The organism is Ruegeria sp. CDSB013 (genome assembly GCF_059611165.1).
This window is the reverse complement of the sequence record NZ_JBXWPA010000008.1, coordinates 104619-123087: the sequence shown is the minus strand read 5'-3', so window position 1 is coordinate 123087 and position 18469 is coordinate 104619. Positions and strand designations below refer to the sequence as shown.

Sequence of the window (18469 nt, the reverse complement as noted above, 5' to 3'; positions counted from 1 at the left end):
TGGTGCGGGCGGTGGGACTCGAACCCACACGGGCATACGCCCTTCAGATTTTAAGTCTGATATGTCTACCATTCCATCACGCCCGCTCAGCGTGCCAGGCCTCTGTTGGACCTCAGGAACTCAGTAAGGCCATCAGATCACGAATTCAATGCGTTTCGCCTGGGAAAATTTGGCATCAAAACGTCGCGGTATTCCCCGCATTTCCCCTGCCCTTCCATCGCCGCGGCACTTCAATCACTTTCTCTTGGGTTGCATGACGCTTGCTTAACCTCCTCTTGGAGTTAAACTATGCTGCAGAGCAGAAAAGCAATTGAGTTAAGTCGTGAGCACCGAGCAAAAGTCCTTTGAGGATCGTATCGCCCAAATCAACAAACGCACGGAAGAAACAGCCCGGAAAAATCCCAAACCCAAAACCGATAACATTTGGAAACGCCTCGCCTATCCAGGGGCATTCTTGGGCGCATTTACGCTTGGCTCCATGGTGGTTTTTCTGACCCGTTTCATACAGTTTCAAATGGTGGGCGTGCCGGAAGCAGGCAAAGTGAACACACAGGACTTTATCGGCATCGCGATGGCCAGCCTGGCGGGTATGGTCATTTCGATGTTTCTCAGGGACAAGCAAAAAGAGTTCGCAAGTGCCAGCACAGTTGGGGTCTTGTTGACAACTTTCACGTTCCACAATCTGGTTTGGGCCTACCCCGTTCAATTCGAACGAATGTACAGTGAGGACTGGGTTGAGTTCATGCAAAAGATTACCGAGCCCTCCAGCCTATACATCTTTGGCATCACTATCGGATTAACCTAGATATCGGGGGCCGTTGGATCGCTGCCAACTGCAGCGGAAAAGTGAGTCGCGCACCATTCGAAACAGAATTTTGATATCGCCCAATCAGCCACCAAATAGCAGCTAGAGCATGCGCGCAGATAGCGCCTCAATCTGACAGAGACAGAATCGATCTGTTCGTGCAGTCATTCCGCTAACTTACTGCATCTTAGATATTGGAGATTTAGTGGTGCCCCACACGGTCTGATCGGAATCAAACGTCGATTTTGATTTTTCCAAAAGATTCACAGTTTCCCTGAGTAAATCGCGGTTTTCCTTCCTGACCGCCGAAAATCGAAAGGGGCCACTGTGTGTGGCAGAGTGTGGGGCAAAAAAATGATAGCTGTTGAGGACAAATGCGTCGAGGGCATCGAGCGTCGAGGAAAAGTCTACTATCTCCGCTGGAGAGTGCCAAAGCGCTATGCCTCAGTTGAGCCCCGCAAAGAAATCAAACGATCTCTGAAGACACGAGATCTATCTGAAGCCAGAGAACGTCTGGCGCTTGCAAAACGAGCGCTCACTGCTGATTGGGATCTGATGCTTGCAGAAGCCCGGGGCGAAACGTCCATCGAAGCGTTTGATGCAGCAATCGATCTAATGCGCAGCATGGGCCTGCCGTATCAACCTCAGCAACAAATTCTCGCTGCACCGGTGGAGCAGTTGCTCGATCGGATCGAAGCGCTCGAAAACACTGAAATGAACTCTGCAAAAATCCCCGCAGTTCTCGGACAACTCGAATTTCCGCCTGTCAAAGTTTCAGAGATGCCGCCAATTGTCGCCGAGGTGAATCAATTGCAAATCTCTGCAAAAAACGATCGGCAACTTGACGAATGGAATAACAAATACCGGCATGCCGCAAAATGTTTCTGCACTGTTGTAAACGACAAGGCCATTCTGGACATCTCGGAACAGGACGCCATGAAATATCATCGGCATTGGCTCAACCGGCGAGACACAGGGCAAGTAACCACCGACTACGCAGACAAAAAGCTCCGCTTTATCAAGCAGCTGATTCAAGCATACTTCACGCGGTTCGATGTTCCACACAGCCAGCGCAAGAACCCATTTGAAGGCCTCAAGATTTCTAAGATCGGGATAGAAGAAGTGGCTGCCAAGAAGCTTTCATTTCCGATGCCTTGGGTTCAGCATAGGTTGATCGAACAGGCTGGGCTGGAGAATTTAAATGAGGAGGCCCGCGACATTCTTTCGATTGCCGCCGAATGTGGATGTCGACAGACGGAAATCTACGATCTTCCACCGACAGCGATCAAACTCGATCACGAAATACCTCATGTCGAGCTTGCGATCGTGCGAGATGGCCGTTTCAATACTACTCAAGAACTCAGCGTCTACACGCTCTGTAGTTCTTCTCGGTGCGGCACTGGATGCCATGAAACGGCACCGGACTGGCTTTAGTAAATATCGTGGCAAAAAAAGCTTCTCTGGAACAACGAACAAGTATTTTCGTGAACGAGCTCTTTTCCCGGCTCTCCCCGAAGGGAGCGACGGGAAATACACCGTGGGCTGCGCACGGCACACTTTCGAAGAACGAATGCTGCACGCAAAAATGTCCAATGAAGAAAGAGCCTACTTGATGGGACATTCTGTGGCCGCTGTAAGAGGGAGACCGGTCTACGGATCAATGCCAGACTTGCGTCTCCGCGCGCTGTATCAGGAAATGATCTCGTTCCCCACGACAACTTGGCAACCCCGCTCAATCAAAGAGTTGCGCGGGCAAATCGACCACCTACTGGCCGAAAAAGGCTTTCGCGTAGAATGAACAAGAGCCCTGTTGTGAGGAACTTTTCCCGGGCGACCTTTTGGGATTGCAATGCCTATCTCTCTGGGCTGTCGGCGCGTTGTCGGCAGCCCAGGATCATTTTTTTCCATATTGTTCAACCGGTTGGTGAAATTGTCGGCTGTCGGCGCAGGCACGTAAATCCAGCAGAACAAAACAATCAAACCGCATTTCTCAGATTTTTCTTTGTCACCATCTCATCGGCACGAAACAACAAAAAGGGCGTGCAGATGGCACCAAGAGCAGGGAACCGATCCAAGTCACCAAAGGGTAAACAGGAAAACTTGTATGCTGACCTACGCATCAAGGAAGGCAACTCTAACCGGCGACTGTCAGCCTCCGAAATTTCCGACCTCACAGCAATGCTGATGACGAAAGAGCGTCCGGAAGCACTTGACATTACGCCTCTGATCCCACGCGGATCATTCATCCAACGAATGACACATCACTTCAAAGACACCGATTCAAGTTATGCGCTTCCGCTTTTTCAGCTGAATATGTCGGCATCCTCGTGGCTTGTTCAAAGCGGTGCGGTCCTTGAAGTCCCCCATCTCGGCTCGCATCGCCCAATATTGTGGACAATTGCACTCGCGCCCTCTGGCAGTTCAAAGACGCTCGCGACTGATCGTGTGTCAAAAATTTTGGACGGTGCCGGGGAAGATCAAGCAATCACTACCCTTCCTGATAGTGGGTCTGATGCACAGTGGATTCTGGACTTGAGGGAAAACAACGGTTCTTTTTGGCTTCAAGATGAGGCTGGGAAATACCTAAACAAAGTTCTTACAAGTTCACAGTTTGTGCGCATGAAGCCTTGGATTCTCGACGCTTACTCGCAAAAATCGATATCAAACAGGTTGAAGAGTGAAGCCGACAAGCTTGTGGTGGAGGACCCACATTTTACGTTCTACGGGCTTTCGGTTCGTGAGGCATGGAAGACCGACATCGATCTTTCGAGCATGATTGATGGTTTGTGCCAACGGTTCAACTACGTCATTGCCGAGCCACGACAAGACACAGATATGTTCGATCATTTTTTGTTTTTCGGCACAAAAAGCAGTGCACGGAACGAAGAAAAGTTGGGATCAATGTGGGCTGCGCTTTGCAGCCAGACAGGCGCCAAGGAAGCATACAGACTGTCACCTGAAACGCTCCCTTTTATACAAAAATGGTGGCTGGGCCTTCGCCCAGCTTGGGGCGGTGGTGCACTTCCCGGATCATTTATCCGGCGAATTGGTTTCTCAGTGTTCAGCTACCTTGTTGTTATCCACTTCTTACTGGGTCTCTCGTCTCGTTCGATTGGCGTTGAAACGGCGGAGATCGCGACAAAATATGCCGAATTTCACCTTGAGAGTGCGCTCGCTATGATCCGTGAATATGACAACGGCAGCTCCAATCACATCCAGACTGTAATGCGGCAAACGGAAAGGTTGGCGGCCAAAGGCAATACCAACCCGTCGGTGCGCGACATCAGCCGAAGCCTCAGCGCGAAGGCACGTCAAAACCTAACCTCAGCACGGATAAAGGAGATAAAGAGCTTGATAGAGAAGATCCAAAAGGCGCACACAATGCCTCTGTTTCCAGACGCACAGCCCATCGCTGACCAGTTGTTCGACAAGCATCTTGCGTTGAAGTCCGCCAGCGACAAACAAGAAGAATGGCGTAACCGCAAGAGATTGGCGGCAGTTCTTAGATCTCACCGGATCTCAATGCACGGCACCCAACAACAAGGTGGAGATGTCGTTGCCTTCCCGGCAGGAGGCAACAATCGAAACGAAGACCCAAAAAATGCAACTGGTTTCTAAGCTATTGTATAAGAGGCACGACCTCCTGTTGACTATAAGCCAAGTGGGAGGTCAGCGCCCAAGACAGCGCTCTCGCGCTTTCACCTCGCCCTGTTCCTCTTCTGGGTTTGGGGCGGCATTCGCTTCATGATCCCGCTCTATAGTTCGTTCCAAAAAGTCCAACGTCGCGCTCATAGCAGCGCAGCGCTGACCACTTGTCAGCTGCCCCAGTTTCAAATCCACTAACCGCCGCCGGCGACAATGCACAGACAACCAAGCCAAAAGTGTTTCCAAAGTTTCGTCAATATTTTTGACCGTCATGAAAATTCTCTATCTCCGTAAAAAAGTTAAGGCGCACAACGGACAAAATAGAAATTTTGTCCCCGCGAACCAAAGAAACGGCGATGGCATTAGACGTGTTTGTGCTGGATGTCTCGCGTACGAGCGACACAGCCACTTAAGCCAAACATTAAGCCTCACTTCACCGAAGCAGCTGCCAAGGTCAAAATTCTTTCAAATTCCTGATCGTCACTTTGACATGCTGCGATTTCCTGTTCCAAGCGCAGCACGATTGGAACAAATTTTCGGCCATCTTTTCTTTTGAAAACGATGTTCACCATTGTTTCCTTGCATTCTCCAAACGCTCCACTTGGTCGCTCACGGCTATTCCCCTGCATGTCCGAAGGGGAAGTGAGATCGTCCGGCAAAACGCCATGCGGGTTTGATAAGAAAAGTGACTCTCTTTGGCAGTCAACAAAATGGGGCATGCGGACCAAGGTCACACCGGCGTCGAAGAATTCGTTGTCGTTATCTTATGTGTGGCAAAATGTGTGGCAGTTTTTCTCACCGAACGGCCAAATCAACTGAAAACCAAATATTATGGAAATTTTCGCTTAAAATGGTGCCCCCACACGGACTCGAACCGCGGACCTACTGATTACAAATCAGTTGCTCTACCAGCTGAGCTATAGGGGCGCTGGGTGTCGATTACTTTCTCTTTTGACGGACTGCAAGCCTCAATTTTCATCCAAACTTAGGGATTTTGAATTTTCCTTGTGACGCGACCGATCACCTTTAGGTGGGGGGGCAATATTTGACTGTCCCCAGCACAGCCTGTAACTCGACAGGCAGGTTCAGGAATGCAAGGACAAGAACCAATCATGCAGGTTGCTATCCACGCAGGCGCAGCTTTTACCGATGAAGGGCGGCTCCTCAGATCGTTGCAAACCAATGGAGCCGCTCTGGCCCAAAATAGTGTTTCTTATTTTGGCCCTCGTCGTTACCGGCAAGTATTCAAACCGGCATTCCAAGCACTAAATACACGACCGCCGTTGCCAGATGAGATTGAACGCATCCGGAGCAATCTGCCGATCCAACCAGAGGTAGCGCGAGCCATTTTTTCCAGTGAGGGTTTCATTGGTGAGAAAGATTCGGTGCTCGCGGACGGGCAATTCTATCCCTTCGCGGGCAAACGAGTGTCTGTTCTGGAAGAGGCCTTTAGCGATTGTCAGTTAGAATTGTTTCTGGCGCTCAGGAACCCCGGCAGTTTTATCCCGAAATACCTGATGTCTTTACCGGAACAGGCGCGCGAGGACGTGATCCGCAACAATGATCTTAGTCACCTCAGCTGGGTTGAGATGATCGAAGATGTTCACGACTTTGCCCCCGGGGTGCAGATTACCCTGTGGTGCAATGAGGACATTCCGCTTCTGTGGGGGGACGTTGTGCGCAGCGTCGGCGGGCTTGCTGCGGACGTTGCGATCAAGGATGAATATGACCTGCTGATCTCTTTGCTGACCGAAGAAGGTCAATCACAAGCGCAGGCGATTCTGGACCAGGTTTCGACGCTTTCACAGGCTGAGACCCGAGACGTTCTTGCAGACATTCTGGCGAACCATGCTCAACCGGACAAAATGGAAGAAGAGCTGGACCTGCCCGGCTGGAGCGATGAGATCATCGACGCATTTTCCGAACTTTACGAGCAGGATCTGGCCAGGTTGGAAACGATGGCCGGGGTGAAGGTTCTGAAACCCTGACCCCGGGCGCGGCTCACATGCCCAACGCTTCCTTATACATTTCGAGTACCGCCTCTTCTTCGGCGATATCGTCCTTGTCGCGTTTGCGCAGCGCGATGACCTTGCGCATCACTTTTGTGTCGTAACCGCGGGCTTTGGCTTCGGCCATGACCTCTTTCTGTTGTTCCGCCAGATCCTTTTTTTCGGCATCCAGGCGTTCAATCCGCTCCACGAACTGACGCAGCTCGCCCGCTGTCACACGGTAGTTGGCGGCGGCCTGATCTTCGGTCACGTCTTCCATATTTATCTCTCCAAAAGGCTGCGATCTGATGCATTAGCAACGGCAGTTAGCCGGATACATTGCCGCCGCGTGAGCTGCAAGCATCCAATCCTCGATGGGCTTGTGCGCGGTCGGTCGATCCGCTAAGCGCAACCAGGATTTGCGGAAAAATGTGGGGAACCATGTTCGAAATCATCACCTGGGGCGGTGCCGCTCTGTCACTTGCAGGCCTGCTGGGTCTGGTTTGGTGTATCCTGCGTGTGATGAAAGCGCGCAAATCCGGCCTGTCGGACGATGAATTGCGCGCCGCTGTTCAAGGCGTCCTGCCGTGGAATCTGGCGTCGCTTTTTCTTTCGGTGATTGGCCTGATGCTGGTGATCTTGGGAATCTCGTTCAGCTGACACTTCGCCTCAGACCGGCATATTGTCGAACTGCGCCTCGATGACATCTTCGCACAAAGCCGCATCCAGGTGTCGCAGGCGCGATGGCACGTGCATGCCTTCCTGACGCATCCGATCAATCACTTTGGTTACACTGGGCTGAAGCGCAAGCCGGGTCTCAAAACAGGCATTCTGCAGCTTTTGCTCCAGGTGTTCGGCTTCGGAATACAAACTTTTTGCAGACATTTTATTCCTCCCAATTTCTATCACTGTCGCCGATATAGGTAACGGTTTTAAGACCTGGTTATCCTGGCGAACAAACGCGCGGAAAACTGCCTGTCGCCCACCCGGTATCGGCAACCTAAGGCAGAATGATTAAATTCTAATCGGAATTGGATTAACTTGCCTTGACACGCATCAAATCAAAGATTGCCGGTTGCATCATATTCTGAAAAACATATATGATGAGTTGCGCGCTGACGGAGAGCCAGATGACACCAATTGTGAAAGCGTTTTTCGACCCTGAAACCAATACGGTCTCATACCTTGTGCAGGAACCCGAAGGGACGGCCTGCGCAATCGTCGACAGCGTTCTGGACTTCGATCACGCCTCGGGCCGAACGAAGACCAACTCAGCGGATCAGATCGTCGCTTATGTTCGCGACAATGAGCTAAGGGTCGAGTGGATTCTGGAAAGCCATGTGCATGCCGACCACCTTTCAGCGGCACCCTATCTGCAACAGGAACTGGGCGGAAAGATCGGCATCGGTGAACAGATCGTGACGATTCAGGAAACCTTCGGGAAAATCTTCAATGAAGGGACTGAGTTTCAGCGCGACGGCAGCCAGTTCGATGCACTGTTCCGCGATGGCGACAGCTTCCACGTTGGGCAGATGCGCGGCGATGTTGTCCACACGCCCGGTCATACGCCCGCCTGCCTGACATATGTGATCGGAGACGCGGCTTTTGTCGGTGACACGCTGTTCATGCCGGATTTCGGAACCGCGCGATGCGATTTTCCCGGTGGGTCTTCGGAAATGCTGTTCGAGTCGATCCAGAAGATCCTGGCACTGCCGGATGAGACGCGCATCTTTGTCGGTCATGACTACAAAGCTCCGGGGCGTGATGAATTTGCCTGGGAGACAACAGTCGGAGAGCAAAAAGCCCTGAACGTCCATATCGGACAAGGCAAATCAATCGAAGAATTTGTTGAAATGCGCGATGCCCGTGACGCAACCCTGCCCATGCCTCGTCTGATCCTGCCGTCTTTGCAGGTTAACATGCGAGCCGGGCAGATGCCGCCTGCGGACGAACAGGGCGACGTATTCCTGAAGGTGCCGATCAACAAGTTGTGACGCAGACCCAACAGGCGAACTGAGGATAACAAATGTACATTGAATGGATTTGGGGGCTTGCCGGTGGCTTGCTGATCGGGCTGGGCGCTGCAGTCTACCTTTTGGGCAATGGGCGCATCATGGGCGCCAGTGGGATTCTGGGCGGGCTGGTTGATGGCAGTGACCGCACGTTAGAACGCTTAAGCTTCATCGCAGGCGTCATCGCGACGCCACTTATTTTGAGTCCCCTACTCTCTTCTGCGCCCATGACACATCTGACCGACAACTTCGCAGTGATCGTCATCGCCGGCCTTTTGGTTGGCGCAGGAACGCGCATTGCCAATGGATGCACCTCAGGGCACGGGGTATGTGGTATTTCTCGATTCTCCGTCAGGGGCATCATCGCGACGTTGATCTATATCGGCGCAGGTGGGGCAACAATTGCGCTGATGCGCCATGTATGGGGGCTGATTTGATGCGGGTTCTCATATCAATGCTGGCTGGAGCACTGTTTGGTGCCGGCCTTTTGATCTCGGGCATGACCGATACCACCAAGGTTCAGGGGTGGTTGGATGTGTTCGGGAACTGGGATCCCACCCTGGCATTTGTGATGGGCGGCGCGATCCTGCCGATGCTCATCGCCTGGAGAATGACGGCCCACCGCAGGCCGCTGACCGGTGGTCAGTTTCCTAAGATGAGCCCGCCCGAGTTGGACCGCCGCTTGATTATCGGCTCCGTGATGTTTGGCATGGGCTGGGGCTTGTCCGGGCTTTGTCCTGGACCTGCCATCGCGTCCATCACCTATGGCGGCCTTGGCGGCCTCGTGTTTCTGGCTGCGATGATCACGGGAATGTTTGCGGCGCCCGGGCTTGGTGCACAACTGGACAGATCCGCAAACGCGGCCTAAGCAATTGCCATGGAGATTCGACCAATAACCCCCCGCTATGCCGTCTCGCCCCAAATCACGGTCGAGGACGTCCCAGCCATCGCCGCAGCTGGTTTCGTTAAGGTCATCTGCAACCGTCCCAATACGGAAGTTCCACCAACCATGCAGTCGGATGCAATCGGGCAGGCCGTCCGGGCAGCCGGGATGGAATATGAGGTTCTGGAACTGACCCACCAGACCATGACGCCCGGCAATGTTGCCCTGCAACGAGAATTGGCCGAAAGCTGCTCTGGCCCCGTTTTAGCCTATTGCGCGTCTGGCACCCGCTGTTCGGTGGTTTGGGCTTTGGGCCAGTGCGACCACATGAGCGCGGATGAGATCCTCGAGGCCACAACCAAAGCCGGCTATATGCTGGACAACCTGCGCCCCGCGCTGGAGCATATGCGCGGTTCTGACGGCTGAGGACCTTTGGAACTCAGGTTAGGTTGGGTCGGGAACGTCGTCCAATCCTGTCAGACCTGCCAGTTGCGAAATCTCGGCCGCCATCTGATCCGGGCTGCCAAAGCCCAGATCGCCCTCCAATTCGTTCAATGCCACTGAATCTATTGGCACGACTTCATGTGACGGGTTGGGTGGCATCGGATCTTTCAGAGTGTCCGGCATGGGCGCGTTGCTTCGCGCTTCCAGAAACTCAGGCATTTCAGCTTGCTCCAACGCTGCAGCCGAAGCACATTCGTTCAACCGTACTGCGCGCATCCCTCCGCATTGTCCCAAACGCCCAATTGCAGCCCGCGTTCGACCAATTGTCAGGATTTCCGCACGATCCAGCCGTGATCCGGTCAACGGTAGAACGTCCCCAACTGACAGCCTGGACAGGGTTACCAATGGCACTGACATCCTGCCGATCACCGTATTCAATTCGGCCCGGACAACCCCCGACGCTTGCTCAAGCTTCGGGCCGGCAGCAACTTGAATTTCATCATCGGCCCCCTGCTCTGACGGTGTATCGGGCAACAGGACTGTGATCTGCCCCTGTCGTAGCCCGCCGCCAAGTTCTACCGTCAGGTCAAACACGCGATATGCGTCTTCGACCATAGCCAGCGACAATGAACGCAGATCCGCCATCCGCGCCCGGAATTCATAACCGGCAAGACTGGATTGATCGGCGGCTGTATCGACCAGCGCGACGGCCCTGATCAAAGCGTCTTCGACCAGCGGCGCCACCATTGCTGCATCCGTATCTGTGTACTCCCGTGCTGTTGGCGGGTTCGGCATAACTTCACCAATTGTCTGCACTTGCACGATCGCTGACACGACCCCCATATCCACGCAAATCGCAGCGGACATCCCGTCCGCGTTGCCCAGGCGCAGCAGCATCCAGTCCGCATCAATCACCTCAGCCAGCGTGTCCTGAGCTTTGAGAGACTGCCTTGCACCGATCACCGATAGCGGCAGCTGGAACTGATCCCCTGCCGTTCGCGCAAAGGCCAGTCGAAGGGCACGAAGAACGGAACGCGGCTTTTCACCTTGCTCTTCTTGTCCCGCTGAAAGTTTGCGCGCCAAAGCTGTGCTGACAGACTGCGTCATGGCCGATACCGATTTGAGTTTCTGAACCTGGTATCCGGTCTAACCCGAGGCGGGTTACCAATGTCTTTATGTTCGCATTATTGCGCAGCTTGCCGGTGCGCCAGCGGAAGGCGGACGCGAAAGGCCGCGCCGCCCTGCCCAGGAAGATAACTGATCTCGCCGCCCAGACGCTGCATGATCTCGCGGCAGATCGCCAGACCCAGCCCGGCGCCACCCGCCTTGTCCCCACCGACACGGGCAAACTTTTCGAACACCATCGACTGCGCTTCGGGCGGGATACCACTGCCGTTATCGGTGAAATCAATAACGACCTGGCCCCCGACATCATGGGCCGAGATGGTCAGAACGGGTTCATCCGCATCGCAGTATTTCTGCGCGTTCGAAATCAGATTGATAAAGACCTGCCCCAACCGATCAAGATCAGTGTTCAGCGGAATACGCTCGGACGGTCGCGAGCGGCGAATTCTAAGTTTTGGGTGCGATCCTGCCAATGCGCTTGAAACCGCCCGATCCAGGATCGAACCAAGGGTATCCCCACCCATATTCAGGCTTACACGACCGCTTTCCAGAACGCTCAGGTCCAGCAAATCGTCCAGCAGGCGCGTCAGCCGCAGGGCTTCATCATGGATGATCGCGGCATAGCGCGTTTGCTCTTCGGCACTCAAACCATCCGTATCGCGCATGATCTCGGAAAAGGCCCGGATTGAGGTCATCGGCGTCCGAAGTTCATGGCTGACCTGACTGAGGAAACCGTCTTTTTGTTCCGAGATCTGTGTCAGCTTGGTATTCGCCTCACGCAGTTGGCGCGCGGTTCGGCTGAGCTCGGCGGATTTGGCCTCAAGCTGGCTGGAATACTCCAACAGTTCCGCCGACTCGTCAGCCACCGCAAGCAAGTCCTCAACCGAAACGGACGATCCACCGACAATCTGCCCGATCATCGCATGGGCCGTGGCCGCGCCGACCGAGCCGCTGAGTTCACGTTCCAGTCTTTCCAAAAAACCCGGCGTGGGTTCCGGCAGGCTTGTCCGTCCACCCTGTGCTTCGGCCTCGTGCTGAAAGAACTCCTGCGCCGGGCCAGAGCCCAGAATGCGCTGTGTCATGATCATCAGGTCTTCGCTTTGCGCCACCGACCCGGTCCAGCCAGCCGGTGAGACCGAGTGGTCAAAAACATTGACGAACTGCGCACCCTGAAGACGCTCCAACGGGCTGGGAAAGCTCAGCAGGGACGCGGCGCAGAATGCAGCCGTGTTCAACGCCAATGACCACATAACCGAGTGGACCATGGGGTCCATTCCTTCGATCCCGAACAGGGCCCGTGGACGCAGCCAGCCCCAACCGAAGGGGCCGTTTTGCAATACCGAGTCGGGCATTATTGCGCCGCCCATCCCCGGTAGTAACAAGGTGTAGATCCACAGCACAAAACCAACCGTCAGCCCGACCAACGCCCCGGTTCTCGTGGCCCCACGCCAAAACAGTCCTCCGACCAGCGCTGGCAGGATCTGGGAAATGCCCGCAAAGGCCACCAGCCCGATCGACGCCAGAGCCGCCCCACCGCCCGACAAGCGGTAGTAGTAGTAACCCAGCGCCATGATGACCGCGATGGACACGCGCCGCGCCATCAGCACCACGTTGCGAACATCACCCGAGACCGAACCCGCCCCCCCTTGCGTGCTTAGCCAGATCGGCATGACCAGATGGTTCGACACCATGGTCGACAGCGCCATTGCCGTCACGATGACCATGGACGTAGCCGAGGAAAACCCGCCGATAAACGACAGCATCGCTAGCCAGTCGTTCCCCTGCGACAAGGGCACCGTCAGCACGAACAGGTCGGGATTCGAGCCTTCGGGCATCAAATCCAGACCCACGACGGCGATGGGCACCACAAACAGGCTCATCAACAGCAGATATAACGGGAAAGCCCAGGCAGCGGTTCTCAGGTGTCCCTCATCCGCGTTCTCAACAACCATCACCTGAAACATCCGCGGTAAACAGATGAAAGCGGCGGCCGAGAGGAAGATGAAGGTCGTCCAACGTCCGGCATCCACATTCCATTGCCCAATCTCCGAGGCATCGATGCGATCCATCATCGGGCCAATCCCACCCGCAACGCCCCAAACAACGAAGACGCCGACCGCAAGCAAGGCGAACAGTTTGACGACCGATTCCAACGCAATGGCGGTGACCACGCCGTGATGACGCTCATTCGCGTCCAGATTTCGGGTGCCAAATAGGATAGCAAATACCGCCAGGCCCGCAGCTACCCAAAACACACTGGAACCTTCTCGGTAGAGGCCCGAGGGATCAGCCTCGGCAAAGATGGAAAAAGACAGTGTAATGGATTGCAGCTGCAACGCGATGTACGGCGTTCCACCCAAAACGGCCAGAATGGTCACGCAAATGGCCAGCGTGTTAGATTTTCCGTATCGCGAGGAAATCAAGTCTGCGATGGATGTTACCCGCTGGGTGCGGCCTACCCGCACGAGCTTGCGCAACCCCCACCACCAGCTGAGCATCACCAGCGTCGGCCCAAGGTAAATCGTGACGAACTCTAACCCGGACCGCGCAGCGTTTCCGACCGCGCCATAAAAGGTCCACGCCGTGCAATAGATCGACAGTGACAATGTATAGATCAGCGGAGACCGCAACCACGCCCCTCGGCCGGCGGCCGCCATCCGGTCAGCGACAAAAGCCACCCCGAACAACAGCACGACATAGCCGAGGCAAACCAGGATCAGAACGTTTAGTGTGGCCATCAATCCGACTCTGCCTCGGCATCGTCACTTACAATCATTCGTCTGGCTGCAAATCCAAAGATCAGACTGATTAGGAGCAGCAATGCCCAGCACGTGAAGATATACAGAATTGCTGAAGACAGCGGCACACCGTCTTCAGATGAGCCTTGGCTTGGCCACAGCAGGGGAATGGCAACAAGAGCGGCCCCCAGAATAGGCAGTAAGCGCGCGGCATCCATCAACCTGCGGCGGCGATAGCTCTGACGCTCGAGAAATAGCGAAGGCCGGACCCCTTTGGGCGTACGATCTTCGCCCGAGTTCATGACCGTGTTGCCTGCGCGTGCAGGTCTCGCACCGCTGTCAGCACTTCGGCGTTGGAAAACGGCTTGGTCATAAAGCGGCTGACCCCGGCATTTTCGGCCATTTCCCGGTCGCGCGATTGCCCGCGCGCGGTCAGCATCAAAACGGGCAAATGCTGCATGCCCTCAAGCTGGCGCAGGTTGCGCAAAATCTCCATCCCGCTTTTGCCGGGCAGCATAACGTCCAGTATGACCAGATCAGGATTTGCGCCCTGGATGACTTCTATCGCATCCGCCCCTTCTGCGTGCGTTTCAACATGCCATCCCTCGCGGGTCAGCAAAAATCGAATGGCCTCAGCGATGTTAGGCTCATCCTCAATTAACAGAACCTTACGGCTCATATGTTTCATCCCTCCCCGTGACAGATTCCGTCTGTGAACCTGTCGGCATCAGCTTAAGCCCTCTGTCAGGAAACTGTCAAAAACCTTCGCTTAAAATCGACGGCTCGCGGCGCGATGCACAGGCGTCATTCGGGCAAACCCGGCAGCTTGGGCCGACCCGGGTCACGGATTGCGCGCTCGGAGCCCCCTCTTCCACCGCTCGGACAAGCATGACTGAATGATAGGCGGGCGCATCGTCATATCCTGAAACCGCCTGCGGCCACGCGTAGGCATAGCAGTCGAACTCGGCCGCCGTTCGCCCCAATTGCACAACGCGTTTGCGGATCGGAACCAATGGTCTGTTCAGAGCCTGAAAGATGGGCCAGAACGGGCAGGCTTCGCCAAAGCGGGGCATGGCGAAGCCAGGCACGGATTTGCTGAACAGGATACTGCCCGACGCGTCACAGACCACCAGCCCGGTGGGCCGCCCCAGATATCCTTCGGGCAATGTCGCCAGCCGCCGCAGGACTGTCGGGATATCTACTGAAAACCGTGCGGCCAGAGCCAGCGGGTCCGGTTCAGCCTCGGTCAGAGCCTGCTGCACGTCGTCCAGGGGCATGGCTCTGACATCTGCGGCGTAGGTATCCAGATATCCCTTGGTCACAGTTCGCGCTGCTGCCGATTCAATCGCGCTCAGGTCAATGTCCGCACCGCTTCCACCTGCTTCGATTTGCGGGAAATGGTGGCTGTTGGCCTGAAAAAACGCTTCAGCATCCTCCGAGGGCACACCACGACGGTCGTCGGCCGCGTCAGAATCATCCAGATACGCCACCAGAGACTTGGAACTGTCGGCCAGCCGTTCGGCGTCCTGGTGCAGGTTACGGTGGAACCGATCACGCCACTCGGGCTCGATTTCCTGCGTGTCGGCCAGAATCGCGGCCGTTGATCGGATCGCGGCGGCCGTGGACAGCACCTCGTGCATCGACGCGGCAAGATGTGGGTCATGTGTCAGCCGATCGGACAGGGTTTCGACCGTGCGCTCAAGCGAGACGACCCGGCGATGCATCTGCGCCAGAACTCCGGCCCATCCGGGAAACCGGCCTGCGAACTCTTCCAGCGCATCCACTTCGGCCTGCTGTCCAACCGCATCTGCACCAGCCTCGCGCAGCGCCGAAATCAGCGTAGCCTCAATCCCTTGGGTGAGCAGCGAAGGCTCAACAGACAGCGCATTGGCGATATCCACCAGCAGCTTGCCCCCGATCCGACGGCGATTGTGTTCGATCAGATTCAAGTAAGACGCCGAGATCCCAACCTGCCGCGCAAGCTCGGCCTGCCGCAAACCTGAGATTTGGCGTCGCTCGCGAATGCGGCTACCTGTCAGCGTGTCGCGCATGTTCCATCACCCAGTTTGCTCCAGCTTTTTCAAAACTCCCATTAAATTTCTACAGCTTAAAGGCCAATTTTCATAGTCCGTTTACAGCATTCACAGCTGTGATTACGGATGGCCCTTACCTTCCACCCCGGCAATCGGTGCCAAATCTGCATCCACCCTCTTCTAATTTTCCCGAATTCCTTGCACGATAGCCGGATGAGCGATCCAGCTTTCGAATATGCCCCCATCGGATTGGTCGAGTTGGAAAACCGCATCATCCGACGCTGCAATCTGCAATTCGCTCGCACCTTTGGCGGCGAAGAGGCAGAGTATCGCAATATGCCTCTGCTGCACCTTTACCCGTCGGTTGCGGATTGGGAGCGGATCGGACAGCGCGGCCTGAAAGCGATGCAGGACACAGGATATTATACTGACGAACGGGTCATGCGCCGACGCGACGGGGACTTGTTCTGGTGCCGTGCACGCGGGCGATCCCTGACACCGGACGACCCGTTTCGCCATGGCATCTGGAGCTTTTCCGACATCTCAGAAGACCGCCCGCTGGTCGAACTGACCACCCGCGAACGCGAAGTTGCGATCATGTCCTGCCGTGGCCTGTCCGCCAAGGAAATCGGCGTCGAGCTGGGGCTGAGTTATCGCACGATCGAGGCTTACCGCGCCCGTTTGCTAGAGAAGTTCGGCGCGCGCAAACTGCCGGAGCTTGTGGCAAAACTCTCAGGCATGCCCCTTTAATCGGTTTCCCCCTCGAAATATTGGGCAAAACCCCCATCTGACATGCCGAGACTGCGCTTTTCATGGCCGTGCGCATAGCTTATAACGCTGCGTAATCAGACCAAAGCCCGCGAGAACAGACGGGCCAAAGGGGAACCGTCGAGGACACTCATGACAGATACCAAACACGAAGCGGATGTGGCATTCATCAAGGCACTGGCCGAACTGCTGCGCGAAAATGACCTGACCGAACTGGAAGTCATGCGCGAATATGGTGACGACGACAGTTTGAATGTCCGCGTCAGCCGCATGTCGCAGGTCGCGCCCGCCCCTGTTCAGGTGGCCGTACCATCTGCCCCTGCGGCTGCACCCGCAGCAGCCGCTGCACCCGCAGCAGCCGCTGCACCTGTCGAGGCCGCCGCTGCTCAGGAAGATCCGGCCAACCACCCGGGTGCCGTCACTTCGCCCATGGTTGGAACCGTGTATATGCAGCCCGAACCGGGCGCACCTTCCTTCATCAGCGTCGGTGCATCGGTGTCCGAAGGCGACACTCTGCTGATTGTCGAAGCGATGAAAACCATGAACCACATTCACGCTCCCAAATCCGGAACCATCAAACGCATTCTGGTCGGTGACGGTGATGCGGTGGAATTCGGCACCCCTCTGGTCATCGTTGAGTAAGGCGGTCCCATGTTCGACAAGATCCTGATTGCCAACCGAGGCGAGATCGCCCTGCGGGTCATCCGCGCTGCCCGCGAGATGGGGATTAAGACGGTCGCCGTCCACTCCACCGCCGATAGCGACGCGATGCATGTGCGCATGGCGGACGAATCGGTCTGCATCGGCCCTCCGCCCAGCCCGCAAAGCTACTTGTCGGTGCCTGCGATCATCTCGGCGTGTGAAATCACTGGCGCACAGGCAATCCACCCCGGCTATGGCTTTCTGTCCGAGAATGCCGAGTTCGTGCAGATCGTCGAAGATCACGGCATCACCTTTATCGGCCCCACCGCCGAGCACATCCGCGTCATGGGCGACAAGATCACCGCCAAGGACACGATGAAGGCGCTGGGTGTGCCTTGCGTCCCCGGCTCGGACGGCGGCGTGCCAGATCTGGAGACCGCCAAGAAAATCGGCGAGGAATTTGGTTATCCCGTCATCATCAAAGCCACCGCTGGCGGCGGCGGTCGCGGTATGAAAGTCGCGATGAGCGCGGATGAGATGGAAAGCGCATTTATGACCGCACGTGCCGAGGGCAAAGCCGCCTTTGGCAATGACGAGGTCTATATCGAGAAATACCTGACCACGCCCCGCCATATCGAGATCCAGGTCTTTGGAGACGGCAAGGGCAAGGCTGTGCATCTGGGCGAACGCGACTGCTCGCTGCAGCGCCGCCACCAGAAGGTGTTTGAAGAGGCACCCGGCCCCAGCATCAGCCCGGAAGAGCGCGCCAAGATCGGTAAAGTCTGCGCGGACGCCGTGGCCAAGATCAATTATATTGGCGCCGGAACCATCGAGTTCTTGTATGAGAACGGTGAGTTCTACTTCATCGAGATGAACACCCGCCTGCAGGTGGAACACCCGGTGACCGAGGGCATCTTTGGCGTCGATCTGGTGCGCGAACAAATTCTCGTCGCAGCTGGCGAACCGATGTCGTTTGGTCAGGACGATCTTGTGATCAACGGCCACGCCATTGAGGTCCGGATCAATGCAGAAAAGCTGCCGAACTTCTCACCCTGCCCGGGCAGGATCTCGGCCTTTCATGCCCCCGGCGGTCTGGGTGTGCGGATGGATTCGGCGCTGTACGATGGGTATTCGATTCCACCATATTACGACTCGCTGATTGCCAAGTTGATCGTACATGGCCGCGACCGAGCCGAGGCGCTGGCACGACTAGATCGCGCATTGGGCGAACTGATCGTGGACGGTATCGATACAACCGTGCCGCTGTTCCATGCGTTGCTGCAAGAGCCGGAAATCCACAACGGTGATTACAACATTCACTGGCTGGAACACTGGCTTGCGGCGAATATGGCCCAATAAAACCAAGGGACCAGAGGGCACTTGCGC

20 protein-coding genes and 2 tRNA genes are annotated in these 18469 nt (G+C 55.7%); 12 read left to right on the top strand and 10 right to left on the bottom strand.

The genetic code is table 11. The features are described from left to right. Window positions 1–86: transfer RNA gene (locus AC2FJF_RS14785), tRNA-Leu, on the bottom strand. 236 nt (window positions 87–322) lie between these two features. On the opposite strand from AC2FJF_RS14785, the gene AC2FJF_RS14780 reads away from it, so the two are divergent. The 3 genes from AC2FJF_RS14780 to AC2FJF_RS14770 all read left to right on the top strand — a co-directional run bounded on the left by AC2FJF_RS14780 (window position 323) and on the right by AC2FJF_RS14770 (window position 4423). Further along, window positions 323–805, top strand: a complete 483-nt coding sequence (locus AC2FJF_RS14780) for a hypothetical protein (protein WP_496726073.1) — start codon at window positions 323–325, stop codon at window positions 803–805. 354 nt (window positions 806–1159) lie between these two features. Continuing rightward, window positions 1160–2239, top strand: a complete 1080-nt coding sequence (locus AC2FJF_RS14775; RefSeq protein WP_496726072.1) for a DUF6538 domain-containing protein — start codon at window positions 1160–1162, stop codon at window positions 2237–2239. Window positions 2240–2599: 360 nt separating this feature from the next. Continuing rightward, a complete protein-coding gene (locus AC2FJF_RS14770) occupies window positions 2600–4423 on the top strand; it encodes a hypothetical protein (protein ID WP_496726071.1) in 1824 nt (607 codons plus the stop codon). Window positions 4424–4878: 455 nt separating this feature from the next. Here the strand turns inward: AC2FJF_RS14770 and AC2FJF_RS14765 are convergent, their stop codons facing one another. Continuing rightward, entirely contained in the window at window positions 4879–5169 is a 291-nt protein-coding gene (locus tag AC2FJF_RS14765) for a hypothetical protein (RefSeq protein WP_496726070.1), read from the bottom strand. A 132-nt stretch (window positions 5170–5301) separates the two neighbouring features. Continuing rightward, a tRNA-Thr gene (locus tag AC2FJF_RS14760) sits at window positions 5302–5377 on the bottom strand. 500 nt (window positions 5378–5877) lie between these two features. On the opposite strand from AC2FJF_RS14760, the gene AC2FJF_RS14755 reads away from it, so the two are divergent. Next, window positions 5878–6438 (top strand): hypothetical protein, encoded by a 561-nt coding sequence (locus AC2FJF_RS14755; RefSeq protein WP_496726069.1) that lies wholly within the window; start codon window positions 5878–5880, stop codon window positions 6436–6438. A 13-nt stretch (window positions 6439–6451) separates the two neighbouring features. Here AC2FJF_RS14755 and AC2FJF_RS14750 read toward each other — a convergent pair whose 3' ends face one another. Continuing rightward, window positions 6452–6718, bottom strand: coding sequence for a DUF2312 domain-containing protein (locus AC2FJF_RS14750; RefSeq protein WP_058272185.1), 267 nt, complete (start codon window positions 6716–6718; stop codon window positions 6452–6454). A 161-nt stretch (window positions 6719–6879) separates the two neighbouring features. On the opposite strand from AC2FJF_RS14750, the gene AC2FJF_RS14745 reads away from it, so the two are divergent. Further along, the gene (locus AC2FJF_RS14745) at window positions 6880–7098 is read left to right on the top strand and encodes a hypothetical protein (RefSeq protein ID WP_170565420.1); all 219 of its coding nucleotides are present in this window, start codon (window positions 6880–6882) and stop codon (window positions 7096–7098) included. 9 nt (window positions 7099–7107) lie between these two features. Here the strand turns inward: AC2FJF_RS14745 and AC2FJF_RS14740 are convergent, their stop codons facing one another. Beyond that, entirely contained in the window at window positions 7108–7323 is a 216-nt protein-coding gene (locus AC2FJF_RS14740; protein ID WP_496726068.1) for a hypothetical protein, read from the bottom strand. A gap of 245 nt (window positions 7324–7568) precedes the next feature. Between AC2FJF_RS14740 and AC2FJF_RS14735 the strand changes: the two genes are divergently transcribed. Genes AC2FJF_RS14735 through AC2FJF_RS14720 form a run of 4 tightly spaced genes read left to right on the top strand, consistent with a single transcriptional unit; the run spans window position 7569 to window position 9759 of the window. Continuing rightward, window positions 7569–8432, top strand: coding sequence for an MBL fold metallo-hydrolase (locus tag AC2FJF_RS14735; protein ID WP_496726067.1), 864 nt, complete (start codon window positions 7569–7571; stop codon window positions 8430–8432). Window positions 8433–8464: 32 nt separating this feature from the next. Then, entirely contained in the window at window positions 8465–8887 is a 423-nt protein-coding gene (locus AC2FJF_RS14730) for a YeeE/YedE family protein (RefSeq protein ID WP_058277020.1), read from the top strand. Beyond that, window positions 8887–9318 (top strand): DUF6691 family protein, encoded by a 432-nt coding sequence (locus AC2FJF_RS14725; protein WP_496726066.1) that lies wholly within the window; start codon window positions 8887–8889, stop codon window positions 9316–9318. The genes AC2FJF_RS14730 and AC2FJF_RS14725 overlap by 1 nt, the downstream gene beginning before the upstream one ends. 9 nt (window positions 9319–9327) lie before the next feature. Then, complete coding sequence (locus tag AC2FJF_RS14720; protein ID WP_108861797.1) at window positions 9328–9759, top strand: protein tyrosine phosphatase family protein; 432 nt, start codon at window positions 9328–9330, stop codon at window positions 9757–9759. Between the two features lie 18 nt (window positions 9760–9777). Here the strand turns inward: AC2FJF_RS14720 and AC2FJF_RS14715 are convergent, their stop codons facing one another. The 5 genes from AC2FJF_RS14715 to AC2FJF_RS14695 all read right to left on the bottom strand — a co-directional run bounded on the left by AC2FJF_RS14715 (window position 9778) and on the right by AC2FJF_RS14695 (window position 15691). Beyond that, on the bottom strand, window positions 9778–10884 hold the full coding sequence (locus tag AC2FJF_RS14715; RefSeq protein ID WP_496726065.1) for a FliM/FliN family flagellar motor C-terminal domain-containing protein: 1107 nt from the start codon (window positions 10882–10884) through the stop codon (window positions 9778–9780). Between the two features lie 77 nt (window positions 10885–10961). Continuing rightward, complete coding sequence (locus tag AC2FJF_RS14710; RefSeq protein ID WP_496726064.1) at window positions 10962–13640, bottom strand: ATP-binding protein; 2679 nt, start codon at window positions 13638–13640, stop codon at window positions 10962–10964. Then, a complete protein-coding gene (locus tag AC2FJF_RS14705) occupies window positions 13640–13942 on the bottom strand; it encodes a hypothetical protein (RefSeq protein ID WP_496726063.1) in 303 nt (100 codons plus the stop codon). Before AC2FJF_RS14705 ends, AC2FJF_RS14710 begins: the two co-directional genes overlap by 1 nt. Continuing rightward, window positions 13939–14319, bottom strand: a complete 381-nt coding sequence (locus AC2FJF_RS14700; RefSeq protein ID WP_496726062.1) for a response regulator transcription factor — start codon at window positions 14317–14319, stop codon at window positions 13939–13941. The genes AC2FJF_RS14705 and AC2FJF_RS14700 overlap by 4 nt, the downstream gene beginning before the upstream one ends. 76 nt (window positions 14320–14395) lie before the next feature. Further along, entirely contained in the window at window positions 14396–15691 is a 1296-nt protein-coding gene (locus AC2FJF_RS14695) for a helix-turn-helix domain-containing protein (RefSeq protein WP_496726061.1), read from the bottom strand. Window positions 15692–15886: 195 nt separating this feature from the next. Between AC2FJF_RS14695 and AC2FJF_RS14690 the strand changes: the two genes are divergently transcribed. The 3 genes from AC2FJF_RS14690 to accC all read left to right on the top strand — a co-directional run bounded on the left by AC2FJF_RS14690 (window position 15887) and on the right by accC (window position 18442). Then, window positions 15887–16423, top strand: coding sequence for a LuxR C-terminal-related transcriptional regulator (locus AC2FJF_RS14690; protein WP_058272193.1), 537 nt, complete (start codon window positions 15887–15889; stop codon window positions 16421–16423). A gap of 150 nt (window positions 16424–16573) precedes the next feature. After that, window positions 16574–17083, top strand: coding sequence for an acetyl-CoA carboxylase biotin carboxyl carrier protein (gene accB, locus AC2FJF_RS14685; RefSeq protein ID WP_496726060.1), 510 nt, complete (start codon window positions 16574–16576; stop codon window positions 17081–17083). A 9-nt stretch (window positions 17084–17092) separates the two neighbouring features. Further along, a complete protein-coding gene (gene accC / locus AC2FJF_RS14680) occupies window positions 17093–18442 on the top strand; it encodes an acetyl-CoA carboxylase biotin carboxylase subunit (RefSeq protein ID WP_282153492.1) in 1350 nt (449 codons plus the stop codon). The last annotated feature ends 27 nt before the right edge of the window (window positions 18443–18469 follow it).